Source organism: Streptomyces sp. NPDC059003 (genome assembly GCF_042740445.1).
In the GTDB taxonomy this organism is placed as follows: domain Bacteria; phylum Actinomycetota; class Actinomycetes; order Streptomycetales; family Streptomycetaceae; genus Streptomyces.
In genome coordinates this window covers 1-14,809 of the sequence record NZ_JBHYJH010000198.1, presented here as the reverse complement: position 1 = coordinate 14,809, position 14,809 = coordinate 1, and the positions used below count along the sequence as shown (strand labels likewise).

The window sequence follows — 14,809 nt, the reverse complement described above, 5'->3', positions numbered from 1 at the left end:
CGATGCCGTCGCCGCCCGTGCGGGCGCCGTACAGGATGACCTTGTTGCCCGCGCCCGAGGCCTTCGCGAGGTGGATGTCCTCGTGCTTCATGACGCCGATGCAGCCCGCGTTGACCAGCGGATTGCCCTGGTAGCAGGAGTCGAAGACGACCTCGCCGCCGATGTTGGGCAGGCCCAGGCAGTTGCCGTAGCCGCCGATACCCGCGACGACGCCCGGCAGGACGCGCTTGGTGTCGGGGTGGTCGGCGGCGCCGAAGCGCAGCGGGTCCACGACCGCGACCGGGCGCGCGCCCATCGCGAGGATGTCGCGCACGATGCCGCCGACGCCGGTGGCGGCGCCCTGGTAGGGCTCGATGTACGACGGGTGGTTGTGCGACTCGACCTTGAAGGTGACCGCGTAGCCCTGGCCGACGTCGACGACGCCCGCGTTCTCACCGATGCCGACGAGCATCGCGTCGTTGTCGGGGACCTTCTCGCCGAACTGCTTCAGATGCACCTTGCTGCTCTTGTACGAGCAGTGCTCGGACCACATGACGGAGTACATGGCGAGCTCGGCGCCGGTGGGACGGCGGCCGAGGATCTCCCTGATCCGGGCGTACTCGTCCTCCTTGAGGCCGAGTTCCTTCCACGGCTGCGCGGACTCGGGGGTCTCCGTCGCGTGCTTGACGGTGTCCAGGGTCATCGGGCGTCCACCAGCTTCTTCAGGATCGAGGTGAAGAATCCCAGGCCGTCCGTGCGGCCGGTCCCGATCAGCGGCTCGACCGCGTGCTCGGGGTGCGGCATGAGGCCGACGACGTTGCCGGCCTCGTTCGTGATGCCCGCGATGTCGCGCAGCGAGCCGTTCGGGTTCACGTCCAGGTAGCGGAAGGCGACGCGGCCCTCGGCCTCCAGCATGTCGAGGGTGCGCTCGTCGGCGACGTAGCGGCCGTCGATGTTCTTCAGCGGGATGGAGATCTCCTGGCCCGCCTCGTAGTCGGACGTCCAGGCGGTCCGGTCCGTCTCCACCCGCAGCTTCTGGTCACGGCAGATGAAGTGCAGGTGGTTGTTGCGCAGCATCGCGCCGGGCAGCAGGTGCGTCTCGGTCAGGACCTGGAAGCCGTTGCAGATGCCGAGGACCGGCATTCCCGCCTTGGCCTGGTCGATGACCGACTCCATGACGGGCGAGAAACGCGAGATGGCGCCGGCCCGCAGATAGTCGCCGTAGGAGAAGCCTCCGGGCAGCACCACGGCGTCGACCTGCTTGAGGTCCTTGTCCCGGTGCCACAGCGGCACGGCCTCCGCGCCCGCGACGCGCACGGCGCGCTGCGTGTCACGGTCGTCGAGGGTTCCCGGAAAAGTGACGACTCCGATTCGGGCTGTCACTTCTCCCCTCCCGCCGCGGGCTCTTCCACCTTTACGACGAAGTCCTCGATCACGGTGTTGGCGAGGAAGGTTTCCGCCATCTCGTGGATACGGGCGAGCGCGGCGTCGTCCACCGGCCCGTCCACTTCGAGTTCGAAGCGCTTTCCCTGACGTACATCGGAGATGCCCTGGAATCCGAGGCGCGGCAGTGCACGCTGCACCGCCTGTCCCTGGGGGTCGAGGATCTCCGGCTTGAGCATGACGTCGACTACGACGCGTGCCACTGGCACTCCCGGTGTGTGGTGCTTGCGTGTGCTGCTGGCGTATGCGGCTGACGTGCCGCCCGAGCAGGTTCCTTCAGACTACCTGCACAAAATTTCTACCCGCGTAGATTCGTAGCAACATACGTGATGGCAGTCACGTCGGCTCTCGAACGTCCTGGTCGTACGGGTGTCACGCGGGGCACGTCCGCGAAAAATCCTGGAAAAGATCACAGTTCACCATTGCGTCGGACGCCCGTCGCGGCCACGCTGCTGAGCAACCGGCCGGACCCGCATTACCCCGGATCCCGCCACGGGAACACGCGGTTGGTTTTCGCAGGCTTCCCCATTCAATGCCAGGCACTGTACAAAGGAATTGGCAATAGCCGATACTTTGTCCCAAAACTGCCGGACAGTCGGCATCACCGCACGTCATATGCGGTGGCGTCGCACGAAAGGACCGATATTCGTGGCGCAGCGTGTCGTGGTCACTCTCTATGACGACATCGACGGCTCAGAAGCGGCGGAAACGGTCGCCTTCGGTCTCGACGGGAAGTCGTACGAGATCGACCTCAACGAATCCAATGCCGAGAAACTTCGCAAGGTGCTCGCCCCCTACCTGGGCGCGGCCCGCAAGCAGTCGAAGTCCGGCAAGGCCTTCCGGCACACGGCGGTGACGCCGGACCCGGCCGCGGTGCGGGCCTGGGCGCGGTCGCACCAGCTGGACGTGCCGCCGCGGGGGCGGATCCCGAAGAAGGTGTACGAGGCGTTCGAAGCGGCGAACTGAGGGCGCGGTGGCCTTGGGCGGCCCGCGGCAACCGGCCTCGCCGCTGCGCGGCTCGTTCACCCACCCACCCGCCCGCGACCCTCGCCCCCGGGGTAACCGACGGGCCGGGCCGCGCGCCCGGCTCCGGCAGCCGTCCCGCCGCCGCGCGGCTCCTCCCCACCCGCCCACCCATGCCCCTCGCCCCCGGCGCGACCGCCCCGCAGCCGCCGACGAAGCCCCGCCCCCACAAGAGACGCCCACCCCCTGGGAGGGCAGAAACGGGCGGGCGGGTGGGAGATGCCCGACGCGAACCCGCAGACGCCGACGGCGGGCAACCCCCGCAGGGGGCGTCCACCCGCCGTGGGGGCAGAAACGGGCGGGCGGGCGGGAGATGCCCGGCGGAGACCCGCAGACGCCGGCGGTGGGCAAGCCCCGCAGGGGGCGTCCACCCGCCGTGGGGGCAGAAGCGGGCGGGCGGGTGGGAGATGCCCCGTCGACCGCGGCGCCGCGCAACCGACTTGCATTGCACCCCTGATCGTCCGCTAGAGTCTGGAGCACGCCGAGGGGCAAGGCCGAAAGGCCGAAACCCCGAGGAATCTTGCGGGTGTAGTTCAGTAGCAGAACATCCTCCTTCCAGGAGGAAGGCGCAGTGTGCAATTCCTGTCACCCGCTCTGCATCGCTCACCGACCACCCATCCGGGTGCGGTAAGCTGGTGCTCGCGTCGATCGGTGAGAGCCGGTCGGAGGCAGCGCGGACGTAGCTCAGTTGGTAGAGCGCAACCTTGCCAAGGTTGAGGTCGCCAGTTCGAACCTGGTCGTCCGCTCAGAGATCAAGGCCCCGGTCCTCGTGACCGGGGCCTTTGTCGTGCGCCCACCCGCATCTGACATTTGTCATGCCGAGCCGTGACAGCGCGCACTGCCCCCGCACCCGGCACCGGGAGACGCTGGGGCCATGACTGACCAAGTGATCGACGTCACCGATCTGCGGCGCACCTACGCGGGCGGTTTTGAGGCGGTCCGGGGGATCTCGTTCACCGTGGCCCGCGGTGAACTCTTCGCTCTTCTCGGCACGAACGGCGCGGGCAAGACCTCCACCGTCGAGCTCCTCGAAGGACTCGCGGCACCGGCCGCGGGCCGCGTACGCGTGCTCGGGCACGACCCGTACACCGAACGGGCCGCGGTACGGCCCCGCATCGGCGTGATGCTCCAGGAGGGCGGCTTCCCCTCCGAGCTCACCGTCGCCGAGACCGCGCGCATGTGGGCCGGGTGCACCAGCGGTGCCCGGCCCGTCGGCGAAGCCCTGGACACCGTCGGACTCGGCAAGCGCGGCGGCGTACGCGTCAAGCAGCTGTCCGGCGGCGAGAAGCGGCGGCTCGACCTCGCGATGGCGCTCATCGGCGACCCCGACGTGCTGTTCCTCGACGAGCCGACCACCGGACTCGACGTCGAAGGGCGCCGCGAGACCTGGGAACTGGTCCGCGCCCTGCGCGACAACGGCACCACCGTGCTGCTCACCACGCACTACCTGGAAGAGGCCGAACAGCTCGCCGACCGCCTCGCCATCCTGCACGAGGGCCGCATCGCCGCCGCCGGCCGCGTCGCCGACGTCGTCGCCGCCCAGCCGTCGCACATCTCCTTCGAGCTGCCCGACGGCTACCACCTCGGCGACCTGCCCCCGCTCCCCGAACTCGGCGTGACCGGGCACGAACTGACCGGCCGGACCGTGCGGCTGCGGACCGACGAACTCCAGCGCGCCGCGACCGCCCTGCTCGTATGGGCCGAGCGCTCCCGCCTGGAGCTGCGCGGGCTCGACGTGCGGGCCGCGTCCCTGGAGGAGGCGTTCCTACGGATAGCACGAGAGGCAAGTGGGTCGAATAGGTCGAATAGGGCGAATAGTGACCGAGAGAGTGAAGTGACGTACGAGGCCGACGAGTTTGTGACGTCCGGGGAGAAGGCGGCATGAGCGGCACCGCGACCATGACGCGGACCGGGACCGGCCGCTCCACCACCACCCCCGCCGGGCGCATGCGGGCGCTCGCGCGCGCCGAGCTGACGCTGCTCGGGCGCAGCAAGGGCACGCTGTTCGCGGCGCTCACCGTGCCCCTCGTGCTGCCGGTCAGCCTGCACTCGGCGGCCCAGGAGATGGACCTGAAGGGCACCGGCCTGTCGGTCGGCTCCGTCGTGCTGCCCGCCGCGATCGGCTTCTCGCTGCTCTTCGCCGTGTACTCGGCGCTGGTCAGCGTGTACGCGGCGCGGCGCGAGGAGCTCGTACTGAAACGGCTGCGCACCGGTGAGGTGCGGGACGCGGAGATCCTCGCGGGTGCCGCGCTGCCGTCCGTCGCCATCGGCCTCGTACAGAGCCTCGTCCTGATCGGCGCCTGCGTCGCGCTGCTCGACGTGGGCGCGCCGAGCGCGCCGCACTACGCCGTGCTCGGGCTGCTCATCGGCCTCGTGATGTGGCCGCTGCTCGCCGCCGCCACGTCGGGCTTCAGCCGGAGCGTGGAGAGCGCGCAGGTCGCGGCCATGCCGCTGCTGCTCGTCTCGATGATCGGCTCGGGCACGTTCATGCCGCTCGAAGTCATGCCGGACGGCGTCGCGTCCGTCGCCGAACTGCTTCCGCTGTCGCCCGTGGTCGAGCTCATCCGAGGCGGCTGGACCGGGCACCTGTCCGCGGCGGAAGCGCTGCGCGCCCTCGCGACCGCGGTGGCCTGGACCGCGATCGGCGTGTTTGCTGTACGGCGATGGTTCCGCTGGGAGCCGCGGCGCTAGGGCCGCGACGCCGCGGAGATCCATCGGACGGACCGTGGGAGGGGATCGAGTGGTCGGCCGGATAGGGGGCCTGCAGCGCGCCTGGCGCGACCGGAGCAAGATCGAACGGGTCGAGTTCCAGTCCGTGATCATGTGGCACTGCCTGCCCTGGCTGTTCTTCCTGAGCTGGGGCTCCATGCCCCTCGGCCTGAGCCTGCGGCCCGGGGCGGCGGCGCAGGTGCTCGGCTGGGCGTTCATCACCACGGCCGCCGTGCAGTGCCTGCACGTCAACCGCAGCCTGCGCCGCGCCCTCGACCACTATCTGGGGCGCGGCGAGCGCCCGACGCGCGACCTCGCCGTGTCCCGCGGCCTCCTGGTGGCCATGTTCGGCCTCGCCTTCGCGCTCCAGGCCGTGGACGGCGTCGAGGACGGCATGATCGGCTTCGCCACCGCCTTCCTCGTCATATCGCACTGCGAGGCGCTCGCCTTCGCCGTGCCGCTGCGGGACTTCGCCGTCCGCTTCGCCGTCATGGAGGTGGTCGCCGTGGGCGGCTACGCGGCGGTCGGCATGCACGACGGGCGGCTGCTCGGCGTCGCGGTGCTCGTCGCGTTCGGCGCCGGTGTCGCGCTGCTCAGCACGCGGTGCGGCGCCTGGACCCTGGCCGTGATGTGGGAGGCCGACCGGGCCCGCGAGGTCGAGTCCCGGCTCGCCGTCGCCGAGGAACGGCTGCGCTTCGGGCGCGATCTGCACGACGTGATGGGGCGCAACCTCGCCGTCATCGCGCTCAAGAGCGAGCTCGCCGTGCAGCTCGCCCGGCGCGGCCGCCCCGAGGCGGTGGACCAGATGGTCGAGGTGCAGCGCATCGCGCAGCAGTCCCAGCGGGAGATACGGGAGGTCGTACGCGGCTACCGCGCGGCCGAGCTCGGCGCGGAACTCGCCGGGGCGCAGGGCGTCCTCGAGGCCGCCGGGATCACGTGCCGGGTCAGCGGGTCGCCCGCCGGCCTGCCCGCGGCCGTGCAGTCGGCGCTCGGCTGGGTGGTGCGGGAGGGCACGACGAACGTGCTGCGGCACGGCGACGCCGCGCACTGCGCCATCACGCTGTCGGTGACGGACGGGCGTACGGCCCTGACCATCGAGAACGACGGGGCGCCGCCCGGCACCGCCACGGCGCCGGGCGGGTCCGGGCTCACCGGCCTGCGGGAACGGCTCGCCGCCGTCGACGGCACGCTGGAGTACGGGGCGGCGGAGGGGTGCTTCCGGCTCACGGCGCGGGTGCCGCTGGCCCAGGGGGAACTCCGTACGGCCCCGGCTCTGAGCGACCTCGGCGAACTCGTACGGGAAGGGAGAGCGTCATGACGACCGTGCGCGTGCTGCTCGCCGACGACGAGCATCTGATCCGGGGCGCGCTCGCCGCCCTGCTCGGCCTGGAGGACGACCTCGTGGTCGTCGCCGAGGCCGCGTCCGGGCCCGAGGCGCTCGCCATGGCACGCGCCCACCGGCCCGACGTCGCCGTGCTCGATCTGCAGATGCCGGGCGCCGACGGTGTGAGTGTCGCCACATCCCTGCGGGACGAACTCCCCGGCTGCCGCACCATGATCGTGACCAGTCACGGCCGGCCCGGGCACCTCAAGCGGGCGCTCGCGGTCGGCGTGCGGGGGTTCGTCCCGAAGACGGTCAGCGCCCAGCGCCTCGCGGAGATCATCCGCACCGTCCACGCCGGAAACCGCTACGTCGACCCGGAGTTGGCCGCCGACGCGATCTCCGCCGGGGACTCCCCGCTGACCGCGCGCGAGGCCGAGGTGCTCGAACTCGCCGCCGACGGAGCGCCCGTCGCGGAGATCGCCGAGCGGGCCGCGCTGTCCCAGGGCACCGTCCGCAACTACCTCTCGTCGGCGGCCACCAAGATCGGGGCGGAGAACCGGCACGCCGCGGTGCGTCTCGCACGCGAGCGAGGTTGGGTATAGTAGCTATCGCGCCACGGCGCAGCGCGGACGTAGCTCAGTTGGTAGAGCGCAACCTTGCCAAGGTTGAGGTCGCCAGTTCGAACCTGGTCGTCCGCTCAAGTGAAGCCCCCCAGTTCCTGGAACCGGGGGGCTTCGTCGTGCCCTTGGGGCCGGGGCCTACGGCCAGGTCGTCCCGGTCAGGCGCTCGTACGCCTCCACGTACTTCGCGCGCGTGGCGTCCACCACGTCCTGCGGCAGCGGCGGGGGCGGCTGCTCGCTCTTGCGGTCCCAGCCGGAGGCGGGCGAGGTCAGCCAGTTGCGCACGTACTGCTTGTCGAACGACGCCTGCGCGCGGCCCGGCTGCCACTGGTCGGCGGGCCAGAAGCGGGACGAGTCCGGCGTGAGGACCTCGTCGGCGAGCACCAGGTCCGCACCGTCGAAGCCGAACTCGAACTTGGTGTCCGCGAGGATCAGGCCGCGCTCGCGGGCGACGTCACGGGCCCGGCCGTAGACCGCGAGGGTCAGCTGGCGCAGCTGGGCGGCGGTCTCCGCGCCGACCTGGCGGGCCACCTCCTCGTAGCTCACGTTCTCGTCGTGGTCGCCGACCGCCGCCTTCGTGGCGGGCGTGAAGATCGGCGCGGGCAGCTCCGAGCCGTCGGTGAGGCCCTCGGGCAGGGCGAGGCCGCAGACCGTGCGGCTCTCCTCGTACTCGAGCAGGCCCGAGCCCGCCAGATAGCCGCGGGCGACGCACTCGACCGGGACCATCTCCAGGCGCTTGCAGACCAGCGTCCGGCCCGCCCAGTCCGCGGGCGCACCCGCCGGCAGGTCGGAGGAGAGGACGTGGTTCGGGACCAGGTCGGCGAGCTGGTCGAACCACCACAGCGACAGCTGGGTCAGGACGCGGCCCTTGTCGGGGATCTCGGTCGGCAGCACCCAGTCGTAGGCGGACATGCGGTCGCTGGCGACCATCACGAGGTCGCCCGCCTCGTTCTGGTACAGCTCGCGCACCTTGCCGGTGTGCAGATGCACCAGGCCCGGAACCTGGATCGGCTCGGGCTTTTCGACGAATCCGGACACGGTTCCTCCCCGTGGTTCTGTCCAAGTGCTCCGATTCTCCCGTATGCGGGGAGTGGTCTTGGCCAAGGGTTGGCCGAGTCGCGACGGGTGGGTGTGCGAGCCGGTGTGCGCGTCGGTGTGCGAGCGGGTGTCGGTCGCGGTCAGTCGCGCTTGCGGATGCGGTCAGTCGCGCTTGCAGATGCGGTCGAGGAGGTTGGCGGTGGCGCGCTGGACCCGGGCGTCGACGTGGCCGGGGCGGTCGAGCGCCGGTGACCAGGCGAAGGTGCCCGACGCGAAGACGAGGGCGCCGGACGGGGCGCGGTAGAGGGACGTCTCCTGGTGGCGGACCGTGCCCTCGCCGTCCTCGTACGGGGAGTGGGCGAGCAGGATGCGGTCCTGGTGCTCCGGCAGGGCCGTGCGCGGGAAGTAGCGGTCGGCCTCGCCCGCGACCAGGCCCTCGACGGGGTCGCCCTCGTGCGCGCCGGTCGCCTCCCACAGCCAGTGGTCGGCGTTGCGGACGATGAGCGGATGCGGCTCCGGCACCCGGCCCGCGTACTGGATGCCCATCAGCTGCTGCTCGGGGACGTCGATCTCCCGCCACAGCGCGGCCTTCCCGGGGCCGTGGCGCTTGCGGCAGGTCAGGAGGCGGTCGGGGACGCCGGACGGGGACGGGCCCAACTCCACCTGCCAGTACATGGTGTTGGCGGACAGGAAGACCAGGGACGTGCCGTGCTCGCGGGCCAGCTCCGTGGTGCGGCGCATCGCGACCGACCAGTACTCGTCGTGGCCGGGGAAGACCAGGCCCCGGTAGCGGGTGGGGTCGATGCGGCCCGCGTGCAGGTCGCGGGCGTCGGCGTACGCGAGGTCGTAGCCGTAGCGCTCGGCCCAGCGGATGAAGTCGTAGGCGTGGCCCACGTGCAGGGGCAGGCCCGCGCCCGCGTACGGGCGGTCGAAGGAGACCGTGACCGCAGCCTCGCTCTCGCCGAGGAGCCGGCCGTGCTCGTCCCACGCGTGGTACAGGCTCGCGCCCGTGCGGCCGTCCTCCGGATACAGGTTGTACGCCTGCCAGGTGATGTCCGGCAGGAGGACGAGGAGGTCGGCGGACGGGGACTCGCCGATCTCGCCGAGGGCTTCGGGGAGGCTGTCGCGGACCGTGAAGGGGACGTGGGAGCGGTAGCCGTCGACGGTGGTGAGGACCGCGACGTACGCGCCCACGTTCCAGTAGCTCGGGATCTGCAGGCGCCAGGACAGCCACCAGTGGTGGCAGGAGACCGTGCGGTCGGCGGCGAGCGGGGGCGGCTGGACGATGCCCGCGAGCCGGGGGCTCGTGGTGATCTGGGCGGCGCCGTCGCCGCCGTAGTGGCCGATGCGGTAGATGTCCACGCTGAACTGCTGCGGCGGGTCGACCGTGATGTGGAAGTCGATCGCCTCGCCCGGAGCGGCGGCGCCCGTGCTCGTGAAGCCCTTGATCTGGCGGTGTACGTCGTCGGCGGTGCGGGGGCCGCCGCCCGGCCGTGGGGCCGGGACCGCCGGTCCCCTCGCCCCCGCGGCCGGGGGGTGGTCCGCGTCCATGTCCACGTACCAGGGAACGACCTGGCCCGTGTCGTCGAAGTAGTGCTCCGCGCCGCGGAGCCAGGGCAGCGGGCCCTGGCCGAAGGGGTCGGTCACGGCGTGAGCGAGCGCGCCCGACTCCCAGCGGCGGATCGGCTCCGGTCCCATGGCGATTACGTCCCCTCCCTCGCTCCCCCGACTGATCGGTGCCTCTGCGCCGGGGCGGAGGCGGTGCCCGCCGCGGGCGGCGGGCCTTCCCCTGCGTGGTGGTCGCTTCCACGGTGTGGGGTGCGGTGCCACTGCGTGGTGCTGCTGCGGGTCGTCCACTGCGTGGCGCTGTACGCGGTGCTGTCGGCGTGGTGCTGTCGGCGTGGCGTTGTCAGCTACCGGTCCCAGCACATCACATTACGCACGCGGCCCGTCACCGTTCGTCGCGAATTGACGCGACCGGAACGTTTCCCTCCGGGGGCGAGCGGGGATCGGGTGCCCCACGCCGACCCCTCACCGCGCCGATGGCTCACCGCCTGTCCCGTCCCTGCCACCTCAGCCGCACCCGCCCCGCCCATACGCCGAACCAGGTCGGATGCGCCTCCGGCCCGCCGCTCCGCGGCGGGAAACGACGTCAGACGAGGCGGATCGGTTTCTCTGGGCGTACGCCCAGGTCCGTCAGCCAGGCCCGGAGGGGCCCCGCGTCACCGTCCTCCACCAGCGTGAGCACCCGCGGCGCGAGGTCGGCCGCACGCTCGCCGTCCATCAGGAGCGCGGGGCCGTCCAGCCAGTCGAGGCCGGGCGCCGCCCCCGCCGTGTCGACCGCCGCGCAGCACACCATCGCCGTGACGTGGTCGGCGAGCAGCTCCCTGCCGGTGCGGGGCGGCTGGAGCGGGAACAGCGGGAGCGCCCGGTCGTCCCAGAGCGCGTCGTCCGGACCCTGACCGGCCGGGGCGGGCCTGGCCGGCGCTGCGGCCTCCTCGCGGGCGATCTCGGCGCTCAACCCGGCGGCGAGCAGGCCACCACGGCCGTCGGAGCCATCAGGACCACCAGAACCGCCGAAGCCACCGAAGCCATCCGAGCCATCCGAGCCATCCGAGCCATCCGGACCAGCAAAGCCACTGGAGACGCTGGAGCCGTCGAAGCCACCCGAGCCATCAGGACCATCAGGACCGTCACAGCCGTCAGATCCCTCAGAACCCTCGGATCCCTCAGATCCCCCAGAACCACAGCCCAGCTCACCCCCGTCGTTGGCCTCGGCGCCAACACCCCGTGCCTCCGCCTCCGGGTCCGTCAGGTGGTCCAGGACGCGGCCCAGGGTCGGGCCCTTGGGGTCGGGGGCCGTCGGGTCGGTGGAGCGGCTGACGCCGAGCGCGTCGAGGACGCGGTGGAGCCGGGCCGCGTCCGTGCGCCACTTGCGGTCGACGACCTCGTCCGGATACTCCTGCCAGGCCACCGGCGCCCAGCCGGGGCCGGACTCGGCGGGGCCGCCGTGGAAGAGGCGGGCGGCGAGCAGCGAGGCCGCCTCGTCGACGACGCCTGGCTCTTCCAGGAGGTCGCACGCGGGGCGCTCGCCGAGCCGGGAGGCGAAGCCCTCGGCGAGGCGGTCCCTGCGGGAGAGCTCGGTGAGCGCGGAGACCACGCCCGCGTCGAGCCGCGAGGGCCACCGGCCCATGCGCCAGGCGGGCAGCGCGACCCGGGTCAGGAGCCGGTCCCAGCCCGCGTAGGCGAGCCCGACCTGTTCCTGGGCGACGATCCGCACGCCGTAGTCCACGGACTGGGCGCGCTCGGCGGCCGCCGCCGCGACGCCCCGCTCCATCTCGGCGGCGTGCACGCGGCAGCCGCGCAGGAGCAGCCGGACCACCCAGCCGACCCCGCCGAGGACGCCCCGCGCGAGCGGCCCGCGGCCGGGGGCGGAGGTGACGGCGACGGCGGCGTCGAGGCCGCGTACGAAACGGCGGGCCGCCGCTATGTCCGGGTGCGCGGAGGGTCCCGTACCCGCGACGACCGGGGCGAGGACGGCGCGCAGCTCGCCGACCCGCATCCACCACAGGAAGGGCGAGCCGATGACGAGCACGGGGGCGGCGGGGACCCTGCGCTGGGGCGCGCGGACGCCGCGTATCCCCCGGGCCGCCTCGAGGCCGTCCGGCTCCTCCCCGTCGGCGCCCCGCAAGGGAGACGGCTCGCCGCTGTCCGCGGCGTGGGCCGGATGGGTGCGGTCCTCCAGCCAGCTGTCGCAGTCCGGGGTGAGCGCTATGGCCGAGGGCGCGGGCACGTCCAGGCGGTCGGCCAGGTCCCGCACCAGGCGGTACAGGTCGGGGGCCGCGGCCTCGGTGATCGGGACCGTCGGGCTGACGGCGGGTCTGGCGCGGGCGACGACGAGCGCGACGACCCCGGCGGCGAGCAGCACGAGCACGGCGAGACCCGTCACGGCCCAGCGCGCGGCGGCCCAACTCGCGCCCCCGACATGCCCCGTGACCGTGGCGGCGAGCAGCACGACGGCGACGGCCGCGGGCAGCAGGGCGACGGCCAACGCCCTGCTGCGGATGCGCAGCACGGCGAGGGCCTGGGAGCGCGCGGCCTGCGCGCCCGCCTCCACACCCATCCCTGACACGACCGAAGTCACCCCCTGCTGCCTCTACGGCTCGGCCGGCGGCCGGAGCCGACGGCGCATGTCGATGGCGTTGCTCACTCCCCCACTGTGGCACCCGCCACTGACATCGCAATGCCGGTGGGCTGTTTGGCTTCTGGGTGCCGGAACGCCTGCGCCGAACCCTAGTTGGGCGGGTGGTCAGCGTCAGCCGGATGGGCCAGCGGTCACTCGATGGAATGGCTTTGGGTAAAGCTCACCCGCTGCGTCAGCTTCATCAGGGACGCCGAGAGGGTCCGGGCGAACGTCCGCCGGACCTCCTCGCCGACGAGGTCGAGCGAGAGATACGGATTGAGGTCTTCCAGTTCGACCAGGAGCAGCTCACCGTCCGGCGCCCGGCACGCGTCGACGCGCTGGATGCCGTGCGCCATGGTGTTCCAGTCGACGAACCGCCGCGCGAAGTCCAGGTCGGCGTCCGTCGGAGCGTACGGCTCCAGCTGCCAGCGCCGGTCGGGGTGCGGGGCGTACAGCGCGTACTGGAAGGCGTCGTCGATGAAGTAGAACGACACCTCGTAGCGGAAGTCGACGTGCGGCTGCACCAGCACGCCGCCCGGCTCCAGGTCGAGCTCCGCGACCTCCGCGAGCTCCGCACGGCCCACGAACCGCAGCCCGATGGAGTCCGCGCCCAGCTTCGGCTTGACCACGTAGGACTCGGCCGGCGGCAGCAGCCCGAGGTCCGCGCGGCGGTCGACGGTCGGGATGACGGGGAGGCCGGCGGCGGTCAGGTCGAGCAGGTACTGCTTGCCCGCCATGTCGGCGCGGCCGGTCAGTTCGTTGTAGACGCGTACGCCGTCACGCAGCGCGCGGTCGCGGAAGGCGTCGTACGCCTCCTGGTAGTGGAGGACGGGCCCGCTGTTGCGTACGACGACGAGGTCGAAGCCGTCCATCAGCGCGGCGGCGTCCAGCGGGTGGCACAGGGCGACGTCGAAGTCGTCGCGCAGCCGGTCGGAGAGCTGGATGTCCTCGTCGCAGTAGCGCCGCCCGCGGGCCTCGTACGCGAGGTCGGTGACGTAGAGCAGACGGGGCCGCTGGGATGCGCGACGAGTGGAGGCCATGGCGTTACGTTACGTCACGGCCTCCGTACGCCTAGATCTGCCCGGGGGCCTCGTCCGCGGCCTTCTCCGCGATGTCCGAGCGGTGCTGGGAGCCGTCGAGCCGGATGCGGGAGACCGCGGCGTACGCCCGCTCGCGGGCCTGCGCGAGGTCGGTGCCGGTCGCCGTCACCGACAGGACGCGGCCGCCCGCGCTGACGACCGCGTCGCCCTCGCTCCTGGTCCCGGCGTGCAGCACGTACGCGTGCGGGGCGTCCCGCTCCGCGACCTCGGCGAGGCCCTCGATGGGGTCGCCGGTGCGGGGGGTGCCCGGGTAGTTGTGCGAGGCGATGACGACGGTGACGGCCGCGTCGTCGCTCCAGCGCAGCGGGGGCAGGTCGGCGAGCGTGCCGTTCGCGGCGGCGAGCAGGACGCCCGCGAGCGGGGTCCTGAGGCGGGCGAGGACGACCTGCGTCTCGGGGTCGCCGAAGCGGGCGTTGAACTCGATGACCCGCACGCCGCGGCTGGTGATCGCGAGCCCCGCGTAGAGCAGCCCGGAGAAGGGGGTGCCGCGGCGGCGCAGCTCGTCGACGGTGGGCTGGAGGACCGTCTGCAGGACCTCGTCGACGAGCTTCGGGTCGGCCCACGGCAGCGGCGAGTAGGCGCCCATGCCACCGGTGTTGGGCCCCTCGTCGCCGTCGAGGGCGCGCTTGAAGTCCTGGGCGGGGCGCAGCGGCACGACCGTCTCGCCGTCGGTCACGGCGAAGAGCGACACCTCCGGGCCGTCGAGGAACTCCTCGATGACCACGCGCCCGCAGGCGAGCGCGTGCTCCCTGGCCCGCTGGACGTCGCTCGTGACGACGACTCCCTTGCCCGCGGCGAGGCCGTCGTCCTTGACCACGTACGGGGCGCCGAAGGCGTCGAGCGCCTCGTCGATCTCCTCGGCCGTTGTGCAGACGTACGAACGGGCCGTGGGCACCGCGGCGCCCGCCATCACGTCCTTCGCGAACGCCTTGGACCCTTCGAGGCGCGCGGCCTCCTTGGACGGGCCGAAGCACGGGATGCCCGCGGCGCGCACGGCGTCGGCGACCCCGGCGACGAGCGGCGCCTCCGGCCCGACGACGACGAGCTCCGCGCCGAGCTCCGCGGCGAGCCCGGCCACGGCGGCGCCGTCGAGGGCGTCGACCTGGTGCAGCTCGGCCACGTCCGCGATGCCGGCGTTGCCGGGGGCGCAGTGCAGGGCGGTGACCGCGGGGTCGAGGGACAGGGAGCGGCACAGGGCGTGTTCGCGGGCGCCGCCGCCGATGACAAGGACCTTCACGGGGGTCAGCCTAGCCGGGTGACGCGGTGGGGTTTGTTCGGGTGTCCAGGGGGGAGGCGGTGCGACTTTGTACGTTCACACGAGGCGCCCCAGTCCCGCCCCTTCCCGAAACTAGGGGCTCCGCCCCTAGGACCCCTTCTTTCCGCGCTTCGC

13 protein-coding genes and 3 tRNA genes are annotated in these 14,809 nt (G+C 72.5%); 8 read left to right on the top strand and 8 right to left on the bottom strand.

The genetic code is table 11. The features are described 5' to 3' along the window. The 3 genes from ACFWZ5_RS39465 to purS all read right to left on the bottom strand — a co-directional run. Positions 1–682, bottom strand: a 682-nt coding sequence (locus tag ACFWZ5_RS39465) for an AIR synthase related protein (RefSeq protein WP_384892070.1), incomplete at its 3' end; no start/stop codon positions are given. Further along, entirely contained in the window at positions 679–1,362 is a 684-nt protein-coding gene (gene purQ, locus ACFWZ5_RS39460) for a phosphoribosylformylglycinamidine synthase subunit PurQ (protein WP_384801787.1), read from the bottom strand. The genes purQ and ACFWZ5_RS39465, both read right to left, overlap by 4 nt. After that, positions 1,359–1,631 carry a phosphoribosylformylglycinamidine synthase subunit PurS gene (gene purS / locus ACFWZ5_RS39455; RefSeq protein ID WP_384801790.1) on the bottom strand — a complete coding sequence of 91 codons (273 nt, stop codon included), beginning with the start codon at positions 1,629–1,631 and terminating at the stop codon, positions 1,359–1,361. Before purS ends, purQ begins: the two co-directional genes overlap by 4 nt. A 439-nt stretch (positions 1,632–2,070) precedes the next feature. On the opposite strand from purS, the gene ACFWZ5_RS39450 reads away from it, so the two are divergent. The 8 genes from ACFWZ5_RS39450 (at position 2,071) to ACFWZ5_RS39415 (ending at position 7,176) form a co-directional block, all read left to right on the top strand. Beyond that, positions 2,071–2,388 carry an Lsr2 family protein gene (locus tag ACFWZ5_RS39450; RefSeq protein ID WP_384801793.1) on the top strand — a complete coding sequence of 106 codons (318 nt, stop codon included), beginning with the start codon at positions 2,071–2,073 and terminating at the stop codon, positions 2,386–2,388. A 579-nt stretch (positions 2,389–2,967) separates the two neighbouring features. Then, positions 2,968–3,039 (top strand) — tRNA-Gly (locus ACFWZ5_RS39445). A 79-nt stretch (positions 3,040–3,118) separates the two neighbouring features. Continuing rightward, positions 3,119–3,191 (top strand) — tRNA-Gly (locus ACFWZ5_RS39440). A gap of 128 nt (positions 3,192–3,319) precedes the next feature. After that, a complete protein-coding gene (locus tag ACFWZ5_RS39435; protein ID WP_384801796.1) occupies positions 3,320–4,330 on the top strand; it encodes an ABC transporter ATP-binding protein in 1,011 nt (336 codons plus the stop codon). After that, the gene (locus ACFWZ5_RS39430) at positions 4,327–5,136 is read left to right on the top strand and encodes an ABC transporter permease (protein ID WP_384801799.1); all 810 of its coding nucleotides are present in this window, start codon (positions 4,327–4,329) and stop codon (positions 5,134–5,136) included. The genes ACFWZ5_RS39435 and ACFWZ5_RS39430 overlap by 4 nt, the downstream gene beginning before the upstream one ends. A 49-nt stretch (positions 5,137–5,185) precedes the next feature. After that, positions 5,186–6,472 (top strand): sensor histidine kinase, encoded by a 1,287-nt coding sequence (locus ACFWZ5_RS39425; RefSeq protein WP_384801802.1) that lies wholly within the window; start codon positions 5,186–5,188, stop codon positions 6,470–6,472. Next, complete coding sequence (locus ACFWZ5_RS39420; protein ID WP_384801803.1) at positions 6,469–7,080, top strand: response regulator; 612 nt, start codon at positions 6,469–6,471, stop codon at positions 7,078–7,080. Before ACFWZ5_RS39425 ends, ACFWZ5_RS39420 begins: the two co-directional genes overlap by 4 nt. 23 nt (positions 7,081–7,103) lie before the next feature. After that, a tRNA-Gly gene (locus ACFWZ5_RS39415) sits at positions 7,104–7,176 on the top strand. A 60-nt stretch (positions 7,177–7,236) separates the two neighbouring features. On the opposite strand, the gene ACFWZ5_RS39410 is transcribed toward ACFWZ5_RS39415, so the two are convergent. The 5 genes from ACFWZ5_RS39410 to purD all read right to left on the bottom strand — a co-directional run bounded on the left by ACFWZ5_RS39410 (position 7,237) and on the right by purD (position 14,656). Continuing rightward, a complete protein-coding gene (locus tag ACFWZ5_RS39410; protein ID WP_384801806.1) occupies positions 7,237–8,136 on the bottom strand; it encodes a phosphoribosylaminoimidazolesuccinocarboxamide synthase in 900 nt (299 codons plus the stop codon). A 162-nt stretch (positions 8,137–8,298) separates the two neighbouring features. Then, the gene (locus ACFWZ5_RS39405) at positions 8,299–9,834 is read right to left on the bottom strand and encodes a N,N-dimethylformamidase beta subunit family domain-containing protein (protein ID WP_384801809.1); all 1,536 of its coding nucleotides are present in this window, start codon (positions 9,832–9,834) and stop codon (positions 8,299–8,301) included. 454 nt (positions 9,835–10,288) lie between these two features. Further along, positions 10,289–12,259 (bottom strand): hypothetical protein, encoded by a 1,971-nt coding sequence (locus ACFWZ5_RS39400; RefSeq protein WP_384801818.1) that lies wholly within the window; start codon positions 12,257–12,259, stop codon positions 10,289–10,291. A 212-nt stretch (positions 12,260–12,471) separates the two neighbouring features. Beyond that, a complete protein-coding gene (locus ACFWZ5_RS39395; RefSeq protein ID WP_384801812.1) occupies positions 12,472–13,359 on the bottom strand; it encodes a hypothetical protein in 888 nt (295 codons plus the stop codon). A gap of 31 nt (positions 13,360–13,390) precedes the next feature. Continuing rightward, on the bottom strand, positions 13,391–14,656 hold the full coding sequence (gene purD, locus ACFWZ5_RS39390; protein WP_384801815.1) for a phosphoribosylamine--glycine ligase: 1,266 nt from the start codon (positions 14,654–14,656) through the stop codon (positions 13,391–13,393). Between the last annotated feature and the right edge of the window lie 153 nt (positions 14,657–14,809).

Bases quoted from the DNA above. Each gene is read 5' to 3' on its own strand.
- ACFWZ5_RS39435 (WP_384801796.1), top strand. From the start codon at position 3,320: ATGACTGACCAAGTGATCGACGTCACCGATCTGCGGCGCACCTACGCG.
- ACFWZ5_RS39420 (WP_384801803.1), top strand. From the start codon at position 6,469: ATGACGACCGTGCGCGTGCTGCTCGCCGACGACGAGCATCTGATCCGG.
- ACFWZ5_RS39400 (WP_384801818.1), bottom strand. From the start codon at position 12,259: ATGGGTGTGGAGGCGGGCGCGCAGGCCGCGCGCTCCCAGGCCCTCGCC.
- ACFWZ5_RS39405 (WP_384801809.1), bottom strand. From the start codon at position 9,834: ATGGGACCGGAGCCGATCCGCCGCTGGGAGTCGGGCGCGCTCGCTCAC.
- ACFWZ5_RS39430 (WP_384801799.1), top strand. From the start codon at position 4,327: ATGAGCGGCACCGCGACCATGACGCGGACCGGGACCGGCCGCTCCACC.
- ACFWZ5_RS39395 (WP_384801812.1), bottom strand. From the start codon at position 13,359: ATGGCCTCCACTCGTCGCGCATCCCAGCGGCCCCGTCTGCTCTACGTC.